This window comes from Rhodococcus sp. 15-2388-1-1a (genome assembly GCF_002259145.1).
Lineage (GTDB): Bacteria > Actinomycetota > Actinomycetes > Mycobacteriales > Mycobacteriaceae > Rhodococcoides.
The window spans coordinates 119849-137533 of the sequence record NZ_NPFP01000002.1 but is presented as its reverse complement, the minus strand read 5'-3'; the positions used below and the strand labels follow the sequence as shown (position 1 = coordinate 137533).

Sequence of the window (17685 nt, the reverse complement as noted above, 5' to 3'; positions counted from 1 at the left end):
CGCGCGCAGAGTCGCCGACCTATCGATGTCTATTCCGCACGCACCTGACGAACGCGCGCGCGTTTGCGGATCCCGAGGCCCCGACGGATCCCGAGGCCCCGATCCGCACCACTTAATCCGCCGCGATGGCGTCGACGATGTTCAGTCGAGAGGCATGCACAGCAGGTGGAGCCGAACCCAGCAGCGACAGGCCGAGAGCGACGAGTCCGTACAGCAGCACCGACCAGCTCGCGGTGTAGGCGACCGGAATTCCGATGCTGGCGCCGAGGATCAGGGTGCTCAGGTACTGCAGGCCCGCGCCGATGATCAGGCCGAGGACACCGCCGACGATGCCGACCGACAGTGCCTCGGCGAGCACCATTCGCGCCAGGGTTCCCCGTCCGCCGCCCATGGCGCGCAGTACGCCGAGTTCGCGGCGACGCTCGAGTACCGACAGCGTCAACGTGTTGAGCAACGCGACGGCAGCGACGAGCGCGACGATCCACTGCAACGCGATGGCCAGTGCACCGGACTGTCGGATGGCCGCGCTCGTGCCCTCGAGAGCGGCAGCGCCGGTGTAGACGAAGGCCTCGGGCGGCAGCGTCGCGCGCAGTGAATCCTCCACGGCCTCAACGTCTCCGTCGACGCCGATCTCCAGGTAGGTGGCTCCGGGCCGGTCGTACCAACGCTGCATCGAATCCAACGAGATCGCCATCGTGCCGCCGGCGGCGTTGATGTAGTCGACCAGATCCAGCACTCGCACGTTCTGCACGCCGGTTGGCGTCGGGAGGTCGATGTAGTCGCCCACCGAAACACCCAACGTTCTGCCGAACCCCTGCGACAGCACCACCCCGTCACCGGCGAGCACCTGGGAACGCACGTCGTCGGTGAGCGATGCGAGCGTGACCGCATTGCTACCGTCGGCGACGCCTTGGATGGATACCGTCTCGCCGTCGATCGTCGCGTATGCCCACTGCCCCTCGACGATGCGAGACACACCGGGAGTCGCGGCGACGGCGTCTTCCACCTCGGCGGGAACGATCGGGCCCGACGGTATGGCGTCGGGCGAGGTCATCGACACGTACAGGTCGGTATCGGCCAACGACGACAACGATTCGGCTGCCGAGTCGGTCATGTTGGTCAGCGAACCCGACACTCCCACACTGACTCCTACCGCGATCACGATCGTCATCACGGTTGCCCAGATGCGGCGAGGGGCGCGTTCGATGGTGGCGGTCGCGAGGCGCCCCGCTCCACCCCAGCGGCGGGGGACCGCTGCGGTGATCGACACGATCGGTCCGGTCGCGCCGACACACAGTGCGACGACGCCGAACATGAACAGTGCACCGGCCCCGAGGGTCAACTGCCCGTCGACGTTGACGGCGAACAGAAAGGATCCGGCCACGGCGAGCACGCCGAACACGGTCGCAGCCAGGGTGAATCGCAGACCTGGGCCACCCGAGGTTTCCCCGCCGCCGACGGCGAGTGCTTCGATCGGCGAGATGCGATACACCTGCACGGCGGCGACTGCCGAGGCCCCGACGCAGGCCAGCACGCATGCGACGATCGCCACCGGAATCGCGAAGCCGGGCAGCACGTATTCGATCCGCGCATCGAACGCCTGCGAGAGGAACGGCGGCAGACTTTCGATCGCGATGCGGCCCATCGCGATTCCCAGCGGAACTCCGACGGCACCGCCCACGAGACCGACCAGAACGGACTCGAACAGAAGGTCTCGGACGATATCGCCGCGGCGGCCACCGACTGCTCGGAGCAACGAGATGGTGGGTCGACGCTTCGCGATGGCCATGTTCATGACGTTGAAGACGAGGAACGCCGCGACGACGAACGCGATGAGCGAGACCATCAGTGTCGCATTGCGAGTCAGGCTCATGGCCTGGTTCGCGCGGTCGGCCCGGAAGTCCGGATTCATCACCGACACCCGGCCCGCCAATGCGGTGTCCAGGTCGGCGCGCAGAGTGTCGCCGCTGCCGAGGACGAAGATCGAATCGAGCTGACCTGCGCGGTCGGTGAGCATCTGAGCCGTCGGGATGAGCGCGACGGCGAACATGCCCCCACCGATGCGCTGCGTTCCCGGGCCGTCGACCACGCCGACCACCGCCGTCGGAACATCGTCGATGGTGACGGTGTCGCCCTGTGTCAGACCCGTTGCGGCTCCGACCAATACACCGGCCGGATCGGTGAGCAACCCTGCCGCGTTGCCGACTGCGCCTTCCAGATCGGATTGCAGTGCCGTGATGGATGAGTCGACACCGAGAATCGTCAGGTCTCCGACGTCGGACCGAACGGTGCTGCGCAGCAATGGAACCGCTGTCTCGACGCCGGGAACAGCACGGACGGCGTCGAGTTCGCTCTGATCGAAGCCCGAGTCGGTCACACCGACGATCTCGTAGTTCGCGTTACCGGCGATCGACACGGCGAGACGCTCGACGGATCCGGTCAAGGATCCGTACGTGCCGAGGACGGCGATGAGCAACCCGGCCGCGACGGCGACGACGCCGGCCGAGACCAACGAACGCACCCAGTGCATACGGAGGTCGCGAAGGCTGATGACTCGAAATCGGCTGAGCGCGGTGCCTATCACCGATCGAGGCCCGCGGTCGGGGTGTCGGTCTCGACGCGACCGTCGATCATGCTGACGATGCGATCGGTCGACCGTGCCGCCTCGAGGTCGTGGGTCGCCATCACCACTGCTCGACGCCCGTCGCTGGCGTGCGCCACGTCGGCGAGGATCTCGAGGACGTTGTGGGAAGTCTTCGAGTCGAGATTGCCGGTCGGTTCGTCGGCGATCAGCAGCGCCGGATCCATCATCAACGCGCGGGCGATCGCGATGCGCTGAATCTGACCGCCGGACAACTGTGCCGGACGGTGCTCGGATCGGTTCGAGAGTCCGACCATGTCGAGCAGACGCATCGCGTCGGACTTGGCCTTCTTGATGGGGGTGCCGTCGAGCAGCTTGGGCACGGCGACGTTCTCCCACGCGGACATCGTCGGCAGCAGGTTGAAGAACTGGAAGACGAACCCCACCTGGTGGCGTCGAAAATCGGATTGGGCGTTGTCGTCGAGGGTGGTGACCTCGACGTCGTCGAACCGGATGGAACCCGACGTCGGCGTGTCGAGTGCGCCGAGCATGTGCAGCAGCGTCGACTTACCCGCACCGGACGGCGCGACGAGCGAGACGAACTGGCCACCCTCGATCGTGAGATCGATACCGTCCAACGCGCGTACCGGTTGCTCGCCGGTGGGGTACTCCTTGACCACACCGGCCAGCACGAGCTTCAACTTCGTCATGCAACGATCCCCTGCTCCTCGAATACTTCCGACGCTACCTGCCGTCGGGTCGAGAAACCGGTCGGGGTTCTCAGATCACGCTGCGCCGCGCGAGGATTCGAGCCGTCGGGCCACCAGGGCGGCCTGCAGGTGTCGAATCCCTGAGGGACGGGTCGGGTCGAACCCGGTCAGTTGGGCGATCCGCTTGAGTCGGTAATCGACGGTGTTGGTGTGCAGATGGAGCTGGCGAGCGGACCGCTGACGGTTCAGATCGTGCGAGATGTGGATCTCGAGGGTCTCGAGCAGCTCTGGTGACGAGTCGAGGGGCTCGAGGATCTGGGTCAGGTGGCGACGGCCGGGGCCGGGACGGGTGAGCTGGTACTCGAGCACCAGATCGTCCATGCGGTACAGGCCGGACGGGCGGTGCAACTGGTGCGCCAAGGACAGCAGTTCGTGTACCTGATCGGCCGCGGTGGGGATGTCCGCGGTAGCGGCCTGCTCGGCCGTCACGGTGACGGGAACCTCGGCGGCCGTGCCGATGCGATGCACCAGCGCCTCGACCCACTCGTCGTCGTGTGTGCCGGGAATGAGCACGGTGCCACCCTCGGTGCTGAGCAGAGAGAGGGGAGTGCGACCGCAGATCGTGGCCAGCTCGGCCTGGACGCGGCGCAGCTTTCTGCGGGCGGCGACGGTCTTCTGGATGTTGGGGTCGTTCTCGTCGGGGTGCGGCGGCACCGAGATGGCGAGCACGAGGTAACTGTCGGCGAGTTCGATGCCGGACTGACGGGCCATCGAGACCGCGTTGTGGCCGCTGAGCAGCGAGGTCACCAGGGTGTGCGCTGCCGTGTGGTGCTCGCTGGCGACCGCCTGGAGCTCCTCGACGTAGCTCTTGCTGGCGGCGATGGACACCTTCTCCGACAGCAGCACGAACATCCGGGCGGCCTCGATCAGTTGAGCGGCATCACCCTCGCCTGCCCTCTTGGACACCAGATTCCAGCCGATCTGGATGCCCTCGTGGTAGACGCTGAGCACGGACTCGAGGGGCACACCCTCGCGGGCCCACTGGCTGGCCTTGGCGCGGAGTTCGGCCAGGTCGGACTCCGCCGGAGCACGCCGTTCGTCGAGCATCTGCACGGCGATACTGATGCACTTGACGGTGAATTCGGTGACGTCGCCGTGGAGCTGTTCGCCCGGCAACGACCCGCAGGGGGTGTTGGCGGCGAAGTGCCCCACGAGGAGCCGAGCGACTGCGCGGAAGTCGCGAAGAGGAGCCGACGCAGGCTGACCCGCGACCATGATTCCGAGGCTAGTCGAGTTGTGAACGGTCACAGATCAACCCTTCGTGTTGAATTCTTCAGGTCATCGGAGAGCAAACTTACCGGCGCGTATCGATGCGCTTCCACGGCTCAATGTATGCAATCCCCGACGAAACCGCGGCGTTTTCGTACTTCAAGTTTGTTTCCTGGCCTCTAACAGGGTCGATCATAGGTTGTTATCAACGCGTTATCCACCATTTCGGAAAAACTCGTTGTGACCTATCTCGAGCGCGCGCCCCGGCCGCTTGCGACTTGCCCTAAACAATCGTCAAGGGGTCCACGACACGGGTTCGGCGGCCCTACGTTGATGTCGTTCGGAGTGGGTAGGCGGGCGGCGAAGGGGCGGGTATGCGCAGTGACATCGGGCAGTTCGCGGTTCTGCGAGAACTGTTGCCGACCATCGAGGTGAATCTCGCTCGCCATCGCGCCGAAGCCGTGCGGTGGGAACCGGCCGACTTCGTTCGGGCCGAGATGTACTGGGGTTCGCGGCCCTCGACCTTGACCGAGGCCGCCAAAGCGGCACTGGTGACCACTCTGTTGGTCGAACAGAACATTCCGCTCTACCGGCGAGATACCGCTGCCTCCGAAGTCGGGGTCTGGCCGTCGTGGCTCACGGAGTGGAGCGACGAACGGACGCGGCACGCAGTGGCCGTCACCGACTACCTGGTGGCCACCCGCAGCGTCGATCCGATCGCCCTCGGTCGAGCCCGCGCGCAGTGCATGACGGTGGGTTTCGACGCCCTGATGAACGGCGCGCACCTGCTCCGATCGCTGGCTCAGGTCGCCCTGGACGAGTCGGTCTCGAGCATCTGTCATCGCAACACCGCCGCTCAGTGTCACGATCCGGTGGCCGACCGCCTGCTCGGACGCATCGTCGCCGATCAGGACCTGCACGTCCGCTTCTTCTCCGACCTGGTCTCCGCGGCGCTCGACGTTGCACCGTCGCTGACCGTCACGGCGATCACCGAGGTCGTCATGAACTTCCAACTGCCGGGCAGCAACCTGCCGGGGTTCGCGCGGAGCGCGATGCTCATCTCGCGTGACGGAATCTACGATCTACCCCGCCATCTCGACGAAGTCCTGCGTCCCTTGTTGGCGCAGTGGCGCATCTTCGAGCGCACCGATCTCGGCGTCGGAGCACGCAGCCGCGATCAGCTGGCCGACTATCTCGATCATCTCGACGCCCAGAACGCCGCTACCGAGCTCGGCCGCACGCGAAGCCAGGAGTACGCAAACGCATTGCGCGCCAGCTGACGCCACATACCCCGGGGGGTCCGTGGGACCGGCGCCTCTTCGGTTCGATCCGAATCGAAGAGGCGCTTCGGCGGGGGTCCATCGACTAGCCTGAAGTCCTATTCGTCAGACGCTCGAAGACCTCGTGCGCGGGGCAACGACCGGAGGCCCGAAACGTGACAGGCTCTCGACCGATCATCGTCGGTATCGACGGTTCCGCGGCAGCGGACAAGGCGGTGATCTGGGCGGCTCTCTGTGCGCGCAGACGCGATCGGCGATTGCACATCGTCACGGCCGTCGACATGCCAGGAGTGGTCGACCTGAGCGAATTCGCCGGAGAAGCAACCGAATTCGTGGCCACGGCCAAATCCAGACTGGTGGCGGCAGAAACTCTGGCGGCTCTGGTCGTCGACGATCCCACTTTCGAGGTGACCTCGAGCGCCGTCGAGGGCGGTGTGATGGACGTTCTCATCGGAGTCTCGGCACAGGCCGAGCTCCTGGTGATCGGGGCCAGCGAAACCGGCGCTGTCACACTCTCGTTGGCTGCGCACAGCGTCTCTCCGGTCGCGGTGGTGCGAGGCCGTGACATCGACGGTCGCCCGGTTGCCGAGGGGCCGGTCGTCGTCGGTATCGACGGCTCCGACGTCAACCAGGCTGCGGTCGAGTGGGCATTCGTCGAAGCATCGGCCCGGGGCGCCGTGCTGATCGCGGTGCACGTGTGGTCCGATGTCGATCTGACCCAGTCGTTCGGCCGTGCGCCCAAGGACTGGCAGGCCATCGCCGACGGTGAGGAGGCTCTGCTGGCAGAGAGCCTCGCGGGCTGGCAGGAGAGGTTCCCCGACGTCGAGGTACAGCGCGTCGTCGCTCAGGACCGTCCGGTGCGGATTCTGAGTGGATTGTCCGAAACCGGAGCGTTGATCGTGGTGGGCAACCGGGGGCGCGGCGGATTCGGTGGAATGCTGTTGGGCTCCACGAGTTTCGCGCTCGTCAACACCGCGGACTGCCCCGTGCTGGTCGTGCGGAAAGCGCTCACATAGCGACGGTCAGCAGGAAGCTCACGTCTTCGAGGGCCTCGACGCTGTGGCGGGCGTCGGGGATGACGAGAAGGTCGCCGGTCGAGCCCTTCCAGGTGCGCTCACCGGAGATCAGTTCGAGCTTGCCACTGAGTACCAGGACGGTCGACTCGCCGGAGAGGTCGTGTTCGGCCAGCTTGTTGCCTGCGGCCAGAGCCACGACCGTCTGCCGCAGGTGGCGCTGGTGACCGCCGTACACCGTCTGCGAACTGCGGCCACTCGACGCGCCGACTGCAAGTTTGAGCTGTTGGCGGGCAAGGGCGGTGAGTGACTTCTTGTCCATGATCGTCAGTATGACGCACCGCTCGCAGTCGCGACGGGGGAATCCTGAACGCGCTCAAGAAGGTTGGGTAGGCTTTCCGTACTCCACGAAGCGGAATCGGATCCCGTCGACCCGGCTGTTCTGCCACTCGCCCGCCGTCGCAACCCAGCCGGCCGGAATCTCGGGAGCCCTCGTGTCGCCCTCGACGTCGAGATCGACCTCGGTCACCTCCAGGTGGGTCGCGATATCCATTGCACTGCGATAGATTTCGCCGCCGCCCATGACCCAGACCGGGCTCTCGCCTACCAGGGCCACGGCGTCGGCGACACTCGATGCGTTCTCGGCACCGTCGGCGGTCCACGAGGAGTTGCGGGTGACCACGATGTTGCGACGGCCGGGCAGTGGACGGAACTTCGCGGGCAGTGAGTCCCAGGTCTTACGGCCCATGATCACCGGATGCTCGGCCGTCTTCGATTTGAAGTGAGCCATGTCCTCGGGGACATGCCAGGGGATGGATCCCGCGTCCCCGATGACGCCCGCGGTGGTCTGGGCCCAGATCAGACCGACGAAGTGCGGTGCACTCACACCGCTACCGGGGCCTTGATCGCCGGGTGATGCCGGTAGTCCACTATCTCGATGTCCTCGTAGGTGTAGTCGAAGATCGAATTGCGTTGCGCCAGTTTCAGAGTGGGGTACGGATACGGCTCGCGTGAGAGCTGCTCGGTGACCTGATCGCGGTGGTTGTCGTAGATGTGGCAATCGCCGCCGGTCCACACGAACTCGCCGACCTCGAGGCCGGTCTGCGCCGCCACCATGTGCGTGAGCAGTGCGTAGCTGGCAATGTTGAACGGCACACCGAGAAACATGTCTGCACTGCGCTGGTAGAGCTGGCAGGAAAGCTTGCCGTCGGCCACGTAGAACTGGAAGAACGCGTGGCAGGGCGGGAGCGCCATCCGTGGGATCTCGCCGACGTTCCAGGCCGAGACGATCATTCGCCGCGAATCCGGATCGGTCTTCAGGGTCTCGATGACCTGGCTGATCTGGTCGATGTGCTCGCCCGACGGGGTGGGCCACGACCGCCACTGCACGCCGTAGACGGGGCCGAGTTCACCGTCCGGCGCTGCCCACTCGTCCCAGATGCTCACGCCGTGCTCCTGCAGCCACGTGGCGTTCGAGTCGCCCCGCAAGAACCACAGCAGCTCGTAGACGATCGACTTCAGATGGACCTTCTTGGTGGTGATCAACGGGAAGCCCGCTGCCAGGTCGAAGCGCATCTGATGCCCGAACACGCTGGTGGTGCCGGTTCCCGTGCGGTCGGATTTCGCCGTACCGGTATCGAGGATGCGGCGCAGCAGATCTTCGTACGGAGTCGGAACCATCACGACGGTCATCGTAGCTGCATACTGGACACATGCCGGAATTACCCGAGGTGGAAGCCCTTGCCGGCTTTCTGCGCGAGCATGCCGTCGGTGCCGTGATCGGTCGCATCGACATCGCCGCGCTGAGCGTTCTCAAGACGTTCGATCCGCCGATCACCGAGCTGCAGGGCAAGGACGTCACCGATGCCGCCCGCTTCGGGAAACACCTGGCCCTTCGAGCCGGTGACCTCTGGCTGATCACCCATCTCTCTCGCGGAGGATGGCTGCGGTGGGTGGACAACCCCAGCGTCGCACCGCCGAAGCCGGGCAAAGGCCCCCTGGCGCTGCGGATCCACTTCTTCACCCCCGAGGGGGCGACGCCCGCCATCGATCTCACCGAAGCCGGTACCAAGAAGCGGCTGGCGGTGTGGGTGGTGCGCGACCCACAGCAGGTCGCGAGTGTCGCGCGGCTCGGACCCGACGCGCTGGCGGTCACCGAGCTCGAATTCGCCGAGATTCTCGGCAGCACCACCGCACGACTGAAGACCTCGTTGGTGGATCAGTCCCTGCTGGCCGGCATCGGCAATGCGTATTCGGACGAAATCCTGCACGTCGCCAAGCTGTCGCCGTTCGCATCGTCGAGCAAGCTCGATGCGGAGTCCGTCGGGGCGCTCTATGCGGCGATGCGCTCTGTGCTGTCCGACGCGGTGGCCCGCTCGGCCGGGCAGGATGCGGCGCGTCTGAAGGGGGAGAAGCGATCGGGGATGCGGGTGCACGCCAGAACCGGACTACCGTGCCCGGTGTGCGGCGATCCGGTACGCGAGGTCGCCTACGTCGATCGCTCGTTTCAGTACTGCGCGACGTGCCAGACGGCCGGCAAGATTCTCGCCGACCGTCGCATGTCCCGCCTGCTCAAGTGACGGGTTCGAGCTTCTGGCTGTCGTAGCCCCGGTAGCCTTCCCACGCCTTGCGACGATCGCTCCGTGGATCCTTCTGTACCCGCGTGCGGGTGTCGAATATCAATGTCTTGCGGTCGGATTCGTCGTACGCCGGCCACGAGTCGAGCGGCTTTCCGTTGGTGGCGAACGTAATCCACTGAGACTGCACGGCCTCTGTGACGTCGGCGAAGGCCTTGCGCCCGCCCGCCAACGTCAGCGCCTTGCCGAACAAGGTCTTGCTGATGCCGAACACCGCGAACAACTCGAAGCCGTGGGTGGCGTCGAAACCGAGCAGCTTCATCGACCTGGGGGCGAAGTCGAACCGGTAGAAGTACGTCGGTGCGTGACGCGAATGTCCTTCGGCCACTTCGAGAGACGGCTTCCAGAAGGTGAAGTCTCCACCGAAGTCGATGGCCGCCCGCTCGTTGGGGTAGCCCCGGTAGCCCGAGGTGACCACGGCTTCGGCGTCTGGATCGGTCAGTGAGAACAGCTTGGTGATGCGCTCGGGGTTGGTGGGTAGCGCGTCGAGGAACTTCGGAAACAGTGTTCCCTCACGGGCATTGGTACCGATGATCAGTGGGACGCGGTGCGCGGTTCCGTTCGCATAGGCCTCGACCGGGCTGACCGGGAGGAAGTCGCCGTCGATCACCGGGCCGAACGGAAGCAGACCCGGAGTGCGGTGCAGGGTGGTGAGGCCGAGTTTGGTGCCGGCCCGGCCGAGCCGCAGCACCTCGGCGTTCTCCAGCGTCTCGGCAGCGTTGTCGACCGTGCCGCCGAGATAGCCGACGTACTCGCGTGCCCATTGATCGGCGCGTTCCTTGGTGGCCGTCATGCCGGGAGCAGAGCTCTCGGAAATGGCTTGGGCGAACAACCCTTTCGCGGCGGGAACCGTCAGCAGTGTGGTGACGGCATTCCCACCGGCCGACTCGCCGAAGATCGTGACGTTGTTGGGATCGCCGCCGAAGTTCGCGATGTTGCGCTGTACCCACTCGAGCGCCGCAACCTGGTCGCGCAGGCCGAGATTGGAGTCGAAGGGCCGCTCGGGAGTGGAGAACTGGGACATGTCGAGGTAGCCCAGTGCGCCGAGTCGGTAGTTGACCGACACGTAGATGATGCCGTCGCCGTCCTTCAGCGAGCGCCGCACCAGAGAACCGCCGCCGTACAGCGGGGTGGCCGACGTGCCGAGCGTGTAGGCACCACCGTGAATGAACACCATGACCGGACGCGGGTTCGCGCTCGGTGCGCTCGGGGCCAACACGTTGAGCGTCAGGCAATCCTCGCTCGACGGCTGGTACTTGCCGACCGCAAGCATCGTGCCGCGCTTGTGCTGAATGGAGGCGTTGCCCCACTCGGTGGCGTCGCGCACGCCCGTCCATGGCTGCGTCGGTTGCGGCGCGCGGAACCGAAGCTGGCCGACGGGTGGGGCGGCATAGGGGATGCCGCGCCAGGTGGTGAGGTCGCCCACCGGCTTGCCCTCGATGATGCCGTCGGTGGTGGTCACGCGCGTCGTCACAGCCATGTCGCGAGTGTACTGATCCTTCCTTACCCGCGGGTAAGAACCGGCTGGGTTCGGTACCGGGCAGACTCGAGAGCATGCCTTTCGAGTATCGAGCCCAGATAGTGGAGCTGCTGCGGGCGCCCTCGCACGCGTACTTCGGGAGATCCAAGGACGGCCCGGCCGATGTGCCGACCGAACTGCCCGACAGTGTCGAGATCGTGGCCCACAAGGGCATCCGCGGCGATCGATTCTTCGGCGTCAAAGCACATACCGAGGCGGCGGTGAGCTTTCTGTCGCTCGAGGCATGGGAGGCCGTGGGGGATGTGCTCGGTGTCGAGGTGCCCGATCCCTCGGTGGCCCGACGAAATGTCGTCGTGCGCGGTCTCGAGCTCGACCCACTGCGCGGTCGGGAATTCGAGCTCGATTCCGGTGACGGCTGGATTCGGTTCCGGGGCGGGCGACCGGCCCATCCCTGCGCGTGGATGGACCGCATGGTGGTCGACGGCGCACGCAAGGCGCTGATCGGTCGTGGCGGGCTGCGGGTGGAACCGCTGTCCGACGGCATCCTGCGGGTCGGGGAGGTGGCGGTGCGCTCACCTGTCGAACTCGACGCCTCCCGCGCGGCGTTGTCGGTCAGGCGCGCGCAGCCGATCTGACCTGGCTCTCGGTGGACGCTCGTGGCTCGACGCTGCCCAAGCTCTTGCTCACGAAGTAAATCTATGCCCATAATGTGGGTATCAGTGTGGTGGATCACACCGAACCGCGTGCCATGGCAGCGGTCACTCTCACCCAGCGGGAAGAATCGCCGATGTCCGATATGTGGATCGTGATCAACACCGTCGTCGCCGTTCTGGCGGTGGTGGTCTTCATCGTTCGCTTTCACTTCAACCCGGTGATCTCGCTGGTACTCGGGGCTGCGTACCTGGGACTGGCGACGAAGCTGGGAGTGTCGACCACCGTCGACACGATCACCGGCGGATTCGGCGAGATCATGGCCGAAGTCGGCCTACTCATCGCGTTCGGCGTTCTGATGGGTTCGGTACTGCAGGAGATGAGTGCCATCCAGCGACTCGTCGGAACGCTGCTGCGCACGTTCGGTCCCAAGCGGCTGCCGTACGCGCTGTCTCTGACCATCGCGACTCTGCTGCAGTCCATCTTCCTCGACGTGCTGCTGGTGATCTCCGCTCCACTCGCTCGGAATCTCGCCCCCAAGATCGGCAAATACGGCACAGCGAGGATGGCCACAGCCCTGGCCATCGCCCTCGAATGCGGCATCGTCTTCATGGTCCCCGGTGTCGCGACGCTCGCCTTGGCCGGACTGCTCGGAGTGCCGCTGGGCAAGATGATGATCTACGGACTGATCCTGATCGTGCCCGTGGTGGTGCTGTCGGTGGCCATCATGTCGTTCGTCTTCCGGCACGGTTGGTGGAACGAGGAGAAGGACGAGCAGCAGATCGTCGTGGTCCCAGAGCCTGTGGTTCCCGAGGCGGTCGATTCCGGGGACGAGCCCCTCGAATCCGGAGGTGGCGTGGCCCAGAAGGTCCGCACCGAGAAGCAGACGTCGCTGCTGGTGTTGCTCTCGCCGCTGCTGCTCGCGCTCGTCCTCATTGCCATCGGTGCCGTTCTCGAAGTCGCCGAAATCTCCGTTCCGGTAGTCGAATTCATCGCCAGCCCGGTCATCGCGCTCCTCATCGGACTGGTGGGGACGTGCCTCATCGGCCGCTACCACGTCGGTCAGGCGCGGGTGGAGAAGGCGTTGGCTCGTGGTTTCGCCGAGAGTGGTCAGATCCTCATCCTCACCGGCGTCGGTGGTTCGCTGGCGGCCGTCATCAACGAGGCAGGGCTCGGCGACATTCTCGGCCAGTACTTCACGGCCAGCACCGCTGCTCCTCTGTTGATGGTGTGGGTCATCGCTGCGGCGTTGCACATCGCCGTCGGATCGGTGACGATCTCCGCCATCACCTCGGCCGGCATCCTCGCCCCGGTCGCTCCGCTGATCGGGCTCGACCCGGTGTTCATCGCGCTCGCTGCGGGTGCCGGATCGCTGTTCGCCGTCCACGTCACCAGTAACACCTTCTGGCTGCTGCAGTCCTTGATGGGCCAGTCGACCAGGGGCACACTCAAGACATGCTCGGTGGGCGTCTCGGTGGCATCGGTCATCGCCATCGCGTTGATCGTGCCGATGAGCTGGATCCTGTGAGCTCGTCTCCTGTGAGTATCGAAAGGAACACGATGGCATTGCCGCTCAGCGGAGTTCGAGTCCTCGAACTCGGCAACTACATAGCCGCCCCTACTGCGGCGCGCATGCTCGCCGACTTCGGTGCCGAGGTCATCAAGGTCGAGCGGCCAGGAACCGGCGACGAACTACGCAACTGGCGGCTGTACTCCGGCACGACGTCGATGCTCTACCGCACGATCAACCGGAACAAGAAGTCGATCGTGCTCGACCTGCGTACCGAACAGGGGCGCAAGGACGTCGTCGATCTCGCGGCGAAGTGCGACATCGTGCTCGAGAACTTTCGCCCCGGCACTCTGGAGAAGTGGGGTATCTCGCCGGAGGTGCTCTCTGCGGCCAACCCCGAGTTGATCATCACGCGCATCTCGGCCTTCGGGCAGACCGGTCCCATGTCGCAGCGACCCGGATTCGCGGCTGTCGCAGAGGCATACGGCGGCTTCCGCAATCTCGTGGGTGACCCGGACCGGCCACCGGTTCGAGTGGGGGTCTCGATCGGTGACTCGATCGCCGGCCTGTACGCGGCGTTCGGATGCGTCATGGCCCTGTTTCAACGGCAGACCCAGCGCGCGTCGCAGGCACCGGACGAGCAGTCCCCGCTGTCGCTGGCACAGCGTTCCATCGATGTGGCGCTGAACGAATCCATTCTGTCGATGATGGAATCGCTGATCCCGGATTATCTGGCGTACGGCGTCGAACGCGAGCGAACGGGCGGCCGGATGGAGGGCATCGCCCCGTCGAATGCGTACCCGTGCAACGACGGTCACTCGATCATCATCGCAGGCAACGGTGACGCCATCTTCCAGCGATACATGGAGACCATCGATCGTCCCGATCTGGGAGCCGATCCGGACCTGGCGTCCAACGCCGGCCGGTGGCGTCGACGCGACGAGTTGGACGCAGCCATCTCGGCCTGGACCGGATTGCATTCGCGCGAGCAGGCTCTGAAGATTCTCGACGCCGCCGGAGTGCCGTCGGGTCCGATCTACACCGCGGCCGATATCGTCGCCGACGAGCAGTACGCCGCCCGCAACATGATTCAGCACTTTCCGGTCGACACCGGAGGCGAAAAGCCCGCCGACGTCGGATTCGTCGGCGTCGTCCCGGTGATCGGTGACGCGTCTCTGCCGATTCGTTCGGTCGGACCGGATCTGGGTGAACACACTCGAGAAGTACTGTCGACTCTGCTCGGCCGCACCGACGAAGAGATGGGCCTGTAGATGTACCGATTCACCCCCGCTGCGGAGCTGCGCGACGTCACGATGCGCGACGGTCTGCAGCTCACCGGCAAGATGCTCGCCACCGAACGCAAGCTCGAGATCATCAGGGCCCTCATCGAACTCGGCGTGCCGTCGCTCGAAATCGGATCGATGGCGCGGGGCGACAAGGTGCCACCGATGGCCAACACCCTCGAGGTGATCGGCGAGCTCACCGCCGACGAACTCGCGCGATGCTGGGTGTGGGTCGCCACTCCACGCCACGTCGAGAAGGCAGCCGCCGCGGGGGCTCGCAACTTCCAGTACTGCTTCTCGGCTTCGGACTCGCACAACCAGGCCAACATCGGTAGGACCACCGAGGTGTCCCTGGCAGCGATGCCCGACGCCGTCGACATCGCACGATCGGTGGGCGGTGAGATCGAGCTGTGTATCGCGACGTCCTTCACCTGCCCGTTCGAGGGCCAGGTGCCGCCGGACCGTGTCATCGAGATAGCCAACGACGAACGTGCAACCGGCGCAACGGATATCGTCATCTGCGACACCCTGGGTCAGGCGGTTCCGGTGCAGGTGCAATCGCTGATCTCACGGGTCCGCGCCGAAACTCCCGACCGCAGAGTGGTGTTCCACGGTCACGACACCTGGGGTCTCGGCGTTGCGAACACTCTCGCCGCGATCTCGGCCGGAGCAACGATGGTCGACGGTTCGCTCGGCGGACTGGGTGGGTGCCCGTTCGCCCCCGGGGCCAGCGGCAACACCTCGTCGGAGGACATTCTGTTCGCGACGCGTCCGGACTGGTTCGAGCCGAAAACCCTGGCCGCCATGGTGACTCTGTCGGAGGAGTTGCTCACCGAACTGGGCGAGCCCATGCGATCGAAAACCGTTCAGGGTGCCAGGTCCGAAGCGCGCGCCTTCGAGTGGGTCCTATGAGCCGCATCCTCGTCACTACCGAGATCCCGGCACCGGGCATGGACATCCTGCGCGCCGCCGGGGACGTGGACCTGCGGGAGGTCGATCACGAGCAGTTGCTCGACGCCTGCGCCTCGGGGGACTACTCCGTGGTCGTCTCTCAGCTGCGAGATCGGTTCGACGCGGAGTTACTGGCCTCGGCGTCGATCACCGGGATCTCCAACTACGCCGTCGGATTCGACAACATCGACATCGCAGCCGCAACCGCGAACGGCATCACGGTTGCCAACACCCCTGGGGTGCTGACGGATTCGACCGCGGACATCGCGATGCTGCTCATCCTGTCCACGGCCCGCCGCGCCGTCGAGGCCGATGCATTCGTCCGCTCCGGCTCGTTCACCGGCTGGGAGCCGGAACTGCTTCTCGGCAGCGATGTCTCGGGCCGGGTGCTGGGGCTGGCCGGCTTCGGCCGCATTGCCCGCGCCACCGCGCGCCGCGCACTGGGCTTCGGCATGACGGTCAAGTTCTGCCCCCGTCCGCCCGGCGACCGAGAGGTCTCCGAGAACGAGCTCGGTGAGTTCGCGGGTCGCGTCGAGCATGCGTCGTGGGACGAGATCGTCACGACCAGCGACTTCCTGTCCCTGCATGTTCCGTTGTCGGATTCCACTCACCATCTGGTCGACGCAGCCGTACTCGGAGCGATGAAGCCGTCGGCGATCGTGATCAACACCGCGCGCGGACCGGTGATCGACGAGGCCGCTCTGGTGACCGCGCTGCGCGAGGGCACCGTTGCTGCAGCAGGATTGGACGTCTACGAACGCGAGCCGGCCCTCGAACCCGGTCTGGCGGATCTGCCCAACACGGTGTTGCTCCCGCACGTGGGGAGTGCGACGGTATCGGTACGGTCGGAGATGGCGCGGCTGTGCGCAACCAATGCCGCCGCGATGGTCGGTGGTTCGATGCCACCGCATCCGGTCAATCCCGACGCCTGGTCTCACGCGGGGTAGCGGCCGCCGAGGGTCCTCGTGATCCGCTCGGCATGGGAGATCAACAGATCCACCCAGTCCTCGCACTGCGACTGCGGCATCCGCAGTGTCGGTCCACTGATGGTGACGGCACCGACGATGTCCGCGGCCGAATCGAACACCGGCGCTGACAGTCCCGACGCGCCGGTCTCGCGCTCGCCGGTGGTGATCGCGTAGCCGTCGGACCTGGTCTGCGCCAACAGGGTCCGCATCGTCTCGGCTTCGGTCACCGTCTGCTCGGTCATCGATTCGAGTTCGCGAGAGAGGACACGCTCGGCGAGCTCGTCATCCCAGGCCAGCAGGACGCGGCTGGCCGATCCTGCGCTGAGTGGGATGACCTTGCCGACGTACATGTCTCGGCGCAAGGCATGCCGCGTCTCGGCGATGGCGACGCACACGCGGTAGTTCTGTTCGGGCCTGAAGAAGCACGCGGTCTCGGTCGTCAGGTCTCGCATGTCCTTGAGAACAGGGTTGACAACCGACAGCACGTCGAGGTCCTTGGTCGCCGTCGCGGCCCAATAGGCCATGCGGACCCCGATGCGAATGCGATCGCCGCGCCGGTCCAGAAATCCCTGCTGCACAAGGTTGGTGACGAGGCGCTGCACCGTCGAGGTCGGCAGGCCCGTGGTCTGTTGGATCTCACCGAGGGTCATGGACGGGCGGTCGAACGAGAAGGCGTCGAGAATCTCGGTGATCTTGCCCAGCACGAGAAGCGGTTGCTGCTTCGACGCGCTCTCGGTGCTCACACGACCAATCTACTTGGCCACTCGCTCCTCGAGACGGTTGATGGGCGCAGTGAGCAACAGAATCAGCAACGACCACAGGCCGAGTGGGGTGAACGACAGCCCGAGAGCGACCATCATCAGTACCGACGTGATGGCTCCGTTGCGCGTGCTCCCGGACGTCGGGGTGTCGCGCGCGACGATGTTCGGGTGCCGAGACACGATCACGTCGGCCACGAACATCGCAATGACGGACACCGCTATGGTCGCGACGTAGAGCGGAGAGGCGCTCGCGTCGTAACCGCTCTTCTCGGCGATCAGCTTGGTGGGGAACGGCAGAAACACTATGGACAACAACCAGACGAAGTTCACCCACATCAGGCCCCGGGTGTACCCGACCAGGTTCCGGAAGACCCGATGATGGCTCAGCCACTGCGAGAAGATGACCAGAAAGCTGAGGACGAATGCGAACAGCTCGACCCCGTGGTCACGCAGAATATCGACGAATTGTGCACTGTCGTCCGGTTCTGCCAGTTCGACCAACGGAAGAATGAGCAGCGTTGCAGCGATCGCGACCACAGCGTCACTGAAGTTGACCAGTCTCTCGAAACCGCGTTCGTATTCCATGTCAGCA

The 17685-nt window shown here is 65.4% G+C and carries 17 protein-coding genes; 8 read left to right on the top strand and 9 right to left on the bottom strand.

The window, feature by feature from the left end; genetic code table 11:
- Positions 1-112: 112 nt before the first annotated feature.
- From CH302_RS01790 to CH302_RS01780, 3 genes are all read right to left on the bottom strand, one after another.
- Positions 113-2530, bottom strand: a complete 2418-nt coding sequence (locus CH302_RS01790; protein ID WP_141216574.1) for an ABC transporter permease — start codon at positions 2528-2530, stop codon at positions 113-115.
- Positions 2531-2580: 50 nt separating this feature from the next.
- Positions 2581-3291: an ABC transporter ATP-binding protein gene (locus CH302_RS01785; protein ID WP_170945723.1), complete on the bottom strand. Its 711-nt coding sequence runs from the start codon at positions 3289-3291 to the stop codon at positions 2581-2583.
- A gap of 75 nt (positions 3292-3366) precedes the next feature.
- On the bottom strand, positions 3367-4566 hold the full coding sequence (locus CH302_RS01780) for a PucR family transcriptional regulator (protein ID WP_230596303.1): 1200 nt from the start codon (positions 4564-4566) through the stop codon (positions 3367-3369).
- Positions 4567-4934: 368 nt separating this feature from the next.
- Between CH302_RS01780 and CH302_RS01775 the strand changes: the two genes are divergently transcribed.
- Together CH302_RS01775 and CH302_RS01770 are read left to right on the top strand one after the other, a co-directional pair.
- Entirely contained in the window at positions 4935-5840 is a 906-nt protein-coding gene (locus tag CH302_RS01775; protein ID WP_037191861.1) for an acyl-ACP desaturase, read from the top strand.
- 155 nt (positions 5841-5995) lie between these two features.
- Positions 5996-6856 carry a universal stress protein gene (locus tag CH302_RS01770; protein ID WP_037191863.1) on the top strand — a complete coding sequence of 287 codons (861 nt, stop codon included), beginning with the start codon at positions 5996-5998 and terminating at the stop codon, positions 6854-6856.
- On the opposite strand, the gene CH302_RS01765 is transcribed toward CH302_RS01770, so the two are convergent.
- The 3 genes from CH302_RS01765 to CH302_RS01755 are packed head-to-tail and all read right to left on the bottom strand — an operon-like array spanning position 6849 to position 8536.
- On the bottom strand, positions 6849-7175 hold the full coding sequence (locus CH302_RS01765; protein ID WP_037191865.1) for a cupin domain-containing protein: 327 nt from the start codon (positions 7173-7175) through the stop codon (positions 6849-6851). The two genes, CH302_RS01770 and CH302_RS01765, sit on opposite strands and share 8 nt — an antisense overlap.
- Positions 7176-7229: 54 nt before the next feature.
- The gene (locus CH302_RS01760; protein WP_037191867.1) at positions 7230-7739 is read right to left on the bottom strand and encodes a dihydrofolate reductase; all 510 of its coding nucleotides are present in this window, start codon (positions 7737-7739) and stop codon (positions 7230-7232) included.
- Complete coding sequence (locus tag CH302_RS01755) at positions 7736-8536, bottom strand: thymidylate synthase (RefSeq protein ID WP_037192195.1); 801 nt, start codon at positions 8534-8536, stop codon at positions 7736-7738. The genes CH302_RS01760 and CH302_RS01755 overlap by 4 nt, the downstream gene beginning before the upstream one ends.
- A 29-nt stretch (positions 8537-8565) precedes the next feature.
- Here CH302_RS01755 and CH302_RS01750 point away from each other — a divergent pair, with 29 nt between their 5' ends.
- Complete coding sequence (locus CH302_RS01750) at positions 8566-9432, top strand: DNA-formamidopyrimidine glycosylase family protein (RefSeq protein WP_037191869.1); 867 nt, start codon at positions 8566-8568, stop codon at positions 9430-9432.
- Here CH302_RS01750 and CH302_RS01745 read toward each other — a convergent pair.
- Positions 9425-10969, bottom strand: a complete 1545-nt coding sequence (locus CH302_RS01745; protein WP_037191871.1) for a carboxylesterase/lipase family protein — start codon at positions 10967-10969, stop codon at positions 9425-9427. The genes CH302_RS01750 and CH302_RS01745 overlap by 8 nt on opposite strands.
- A gap of 74 nt (positions 10970-11043) precedes the next feature.
- Here CH302_RS01745 and CH302_RS01740 point away from each other — a divergent pair, with 74 nt between their 5' ends.
- The 5 genes from CH302_RS01740 (at position 11044) to CH302_RS01720 (ending at position 16311) form a co-directional block, all read left to right on the top strand.
- Positions 11044-11604 carry a molybdenum cofactor biosysynthesis protein gene (locus CH302_RS01740; protein WP_037191873.1) on the top strand — a complete coding sequence of 187 codons (561 nt, stop codon included), beginning with the start codon at positions 11044-11046 and terminating at the stop codon, positions 11602-11604.
- Positions 11605-11756: 152 nt separating this feature from the next.
- The gene (locus CH302_RS01735) at positions 11757-13148 is read left to right on the top strand and encodes a GntP family permease (RefSeq protein WP_037192197.1); all 1392 of its coding nucleotides are present in this window, start codon (positions 11757-11759) and stop codon (positions 13146-13148) included.
- A 32-nt stretch (positions 13149-13180) separates the two neighbouring features.
- Complete coding sequence (locus CH302_RS01730; protein WP_037191876.1) at positions 13181-14401, top strand: CaiB/BaiF CoA transferase family protein; 1221 nt, start codon at positions 13181-13183, stop codon at positions 14399-14401.
- Complete coding sequence (locus CH302_RS01725) at positions 14402-15325, top strand: hydroxymethylglutaryl-CoA lyase (RefSeq protein ID WP_037191878.1); 924 nt, start codon at positions 14402-14404, stop codon at positions 15323-15325.
- Entirely contained in the window at positions 15322-16311 is a 990-nt protein-coding gene (locus CH302_RS01720; protein ID WP_037191881.1) for a 2-hydroxyacid dehydrogenase, read from the top strand. Before CH302_RS01725 ends, CH302_RS01720 begins: the two co-directional genes overlap by 4 nt.
- Here CH302_RS01720 and CH302_RS01715 read toward each other — a convergent pair.
- Positions 16299-17075: an IclR family transcriptional regulator gene (locus CH302_RS01715; RefSeq protein WP_037191884.1), complete on the bottom strand. Its 777-nt coding sequence runs from the start codon at positions 17073-17075 to the stop codon at positions 16299-16301. The genes CH302_RS01720 and CH302_RS01715 overlap by 13 nt on opposite strands.
- A 9-nt stretch (positions 17076-17084) precedes the next feature.
- A complete protein-coding gene (locus CH302_RS01710; RefSeq protein WP_037191886.1) occupies positions 17085-17678 on the bottom strand; it encodes a TMEM175 family protein in 594 nt (197 codons plus the stop codon).
- Positions 17679-17685: the final 7 nt, after the last annotated feature.

What these genes read in the sequence shown, in the direction of transcription:
- CH302_RS01790 (WP_141216574.1), bottom strand. Translation starts at nt 2,530, where the DNA reads ATGCACTGGGTGCGTTCGTTGGTCTCGGCCGGCGTCGTCGCCGTCGCG.
- CH302_RS01785 (WP_170945723.1), bottom strand. Translation starts at nt 3,291, where the DNA reads ATGACGAAGTTGAAGCTCGTGCTGGCCGGTGTGGTCAAGGAGTACCCC.
- CH302_RS01780 (WP_230596303.1), bottom strand. Translation starts at nt 4,566, where the DNA reads ATGGTCGCGGGTCAGCCTGCGTCGGCTCCTCTTCGCGACTTCCGCGCA.
- CH302_RS01775 (WP_037191861.1), top strand. Translation starts at nt 4,935, where the DNA reads ATGCGCAGTGACATCGGGCAGTTCGCGGTTCTGCGAGAACTGTTGCCG.
- CH302_RS01765 (WP_037191865.1), bottom strand. Translation starts at nt 7,175, where the DNA reads ATGGACAAGAAGTCACTCACCGCCCTTGCCCGCCAACAGCTCAAACTT.
- CH302_RS01750 (WP_037191869.1), top strand. Translation starts at nt 8,566, where the DNA reads ATGCCGGAATTACCCGAGGTGGAAGCCCTTGCCGGCTTTCTGCGCGAG.
- CH302_RS01745 (WP_037191871.1), bottom strand. Translation starts at nt 10,969, where the DNA reads ATGGCTGTGACGACGCGCGTGACCACCACCGACGGCATCATCGAGGGC.
- CH302_RS01740 (WP_037191873.1), top strand. Translation starts at nt 11,044, where the DNA reads ATGCCTTTCGAGTATCGAGCCCAGATAGTGGAGCTGCTGCGGGCGCCC.
- CH302_RS01735 (WP_037192197.1), top strand. Translation starts at nt 11,757, where the DNA reads ATGTCCGATATGTGGATCGTGATCAACACCGTCGTCGCCGTTCTGGCG.
- CH302_RS01730 (WP_037191876.1), top strand. Translation starts at nt 13,181, where the DNA reads ATGGCATTGCCGCTCAGCGGAGTTCGAGTCCTCGAACTCGGCAACTAC.
- CH302_RS01725 (WP_037191878.1), top strand. Translation starts at nt 14,402, where the DNA reads ATGTACCGATTCACCCCCGCTGCGGAGCTGCGCGACGTCACGATGCGC.
- CH302_RS01720 (WP_037191881.1), top strand. Translation starts at nt 15,322, where the DNA reads ATGAGCCGCATCCTCGTCACTACCGAGATCCCGGCACCGGGCATGGAC.
- CH302_RS01710 (WP_037191886.1), bottom strand. Translation starts at nt 17,678, where the DNA reads ATGGAATACGAACGCGGTTTCGAGAGACTGGTCAACTTCAGTGACGCT.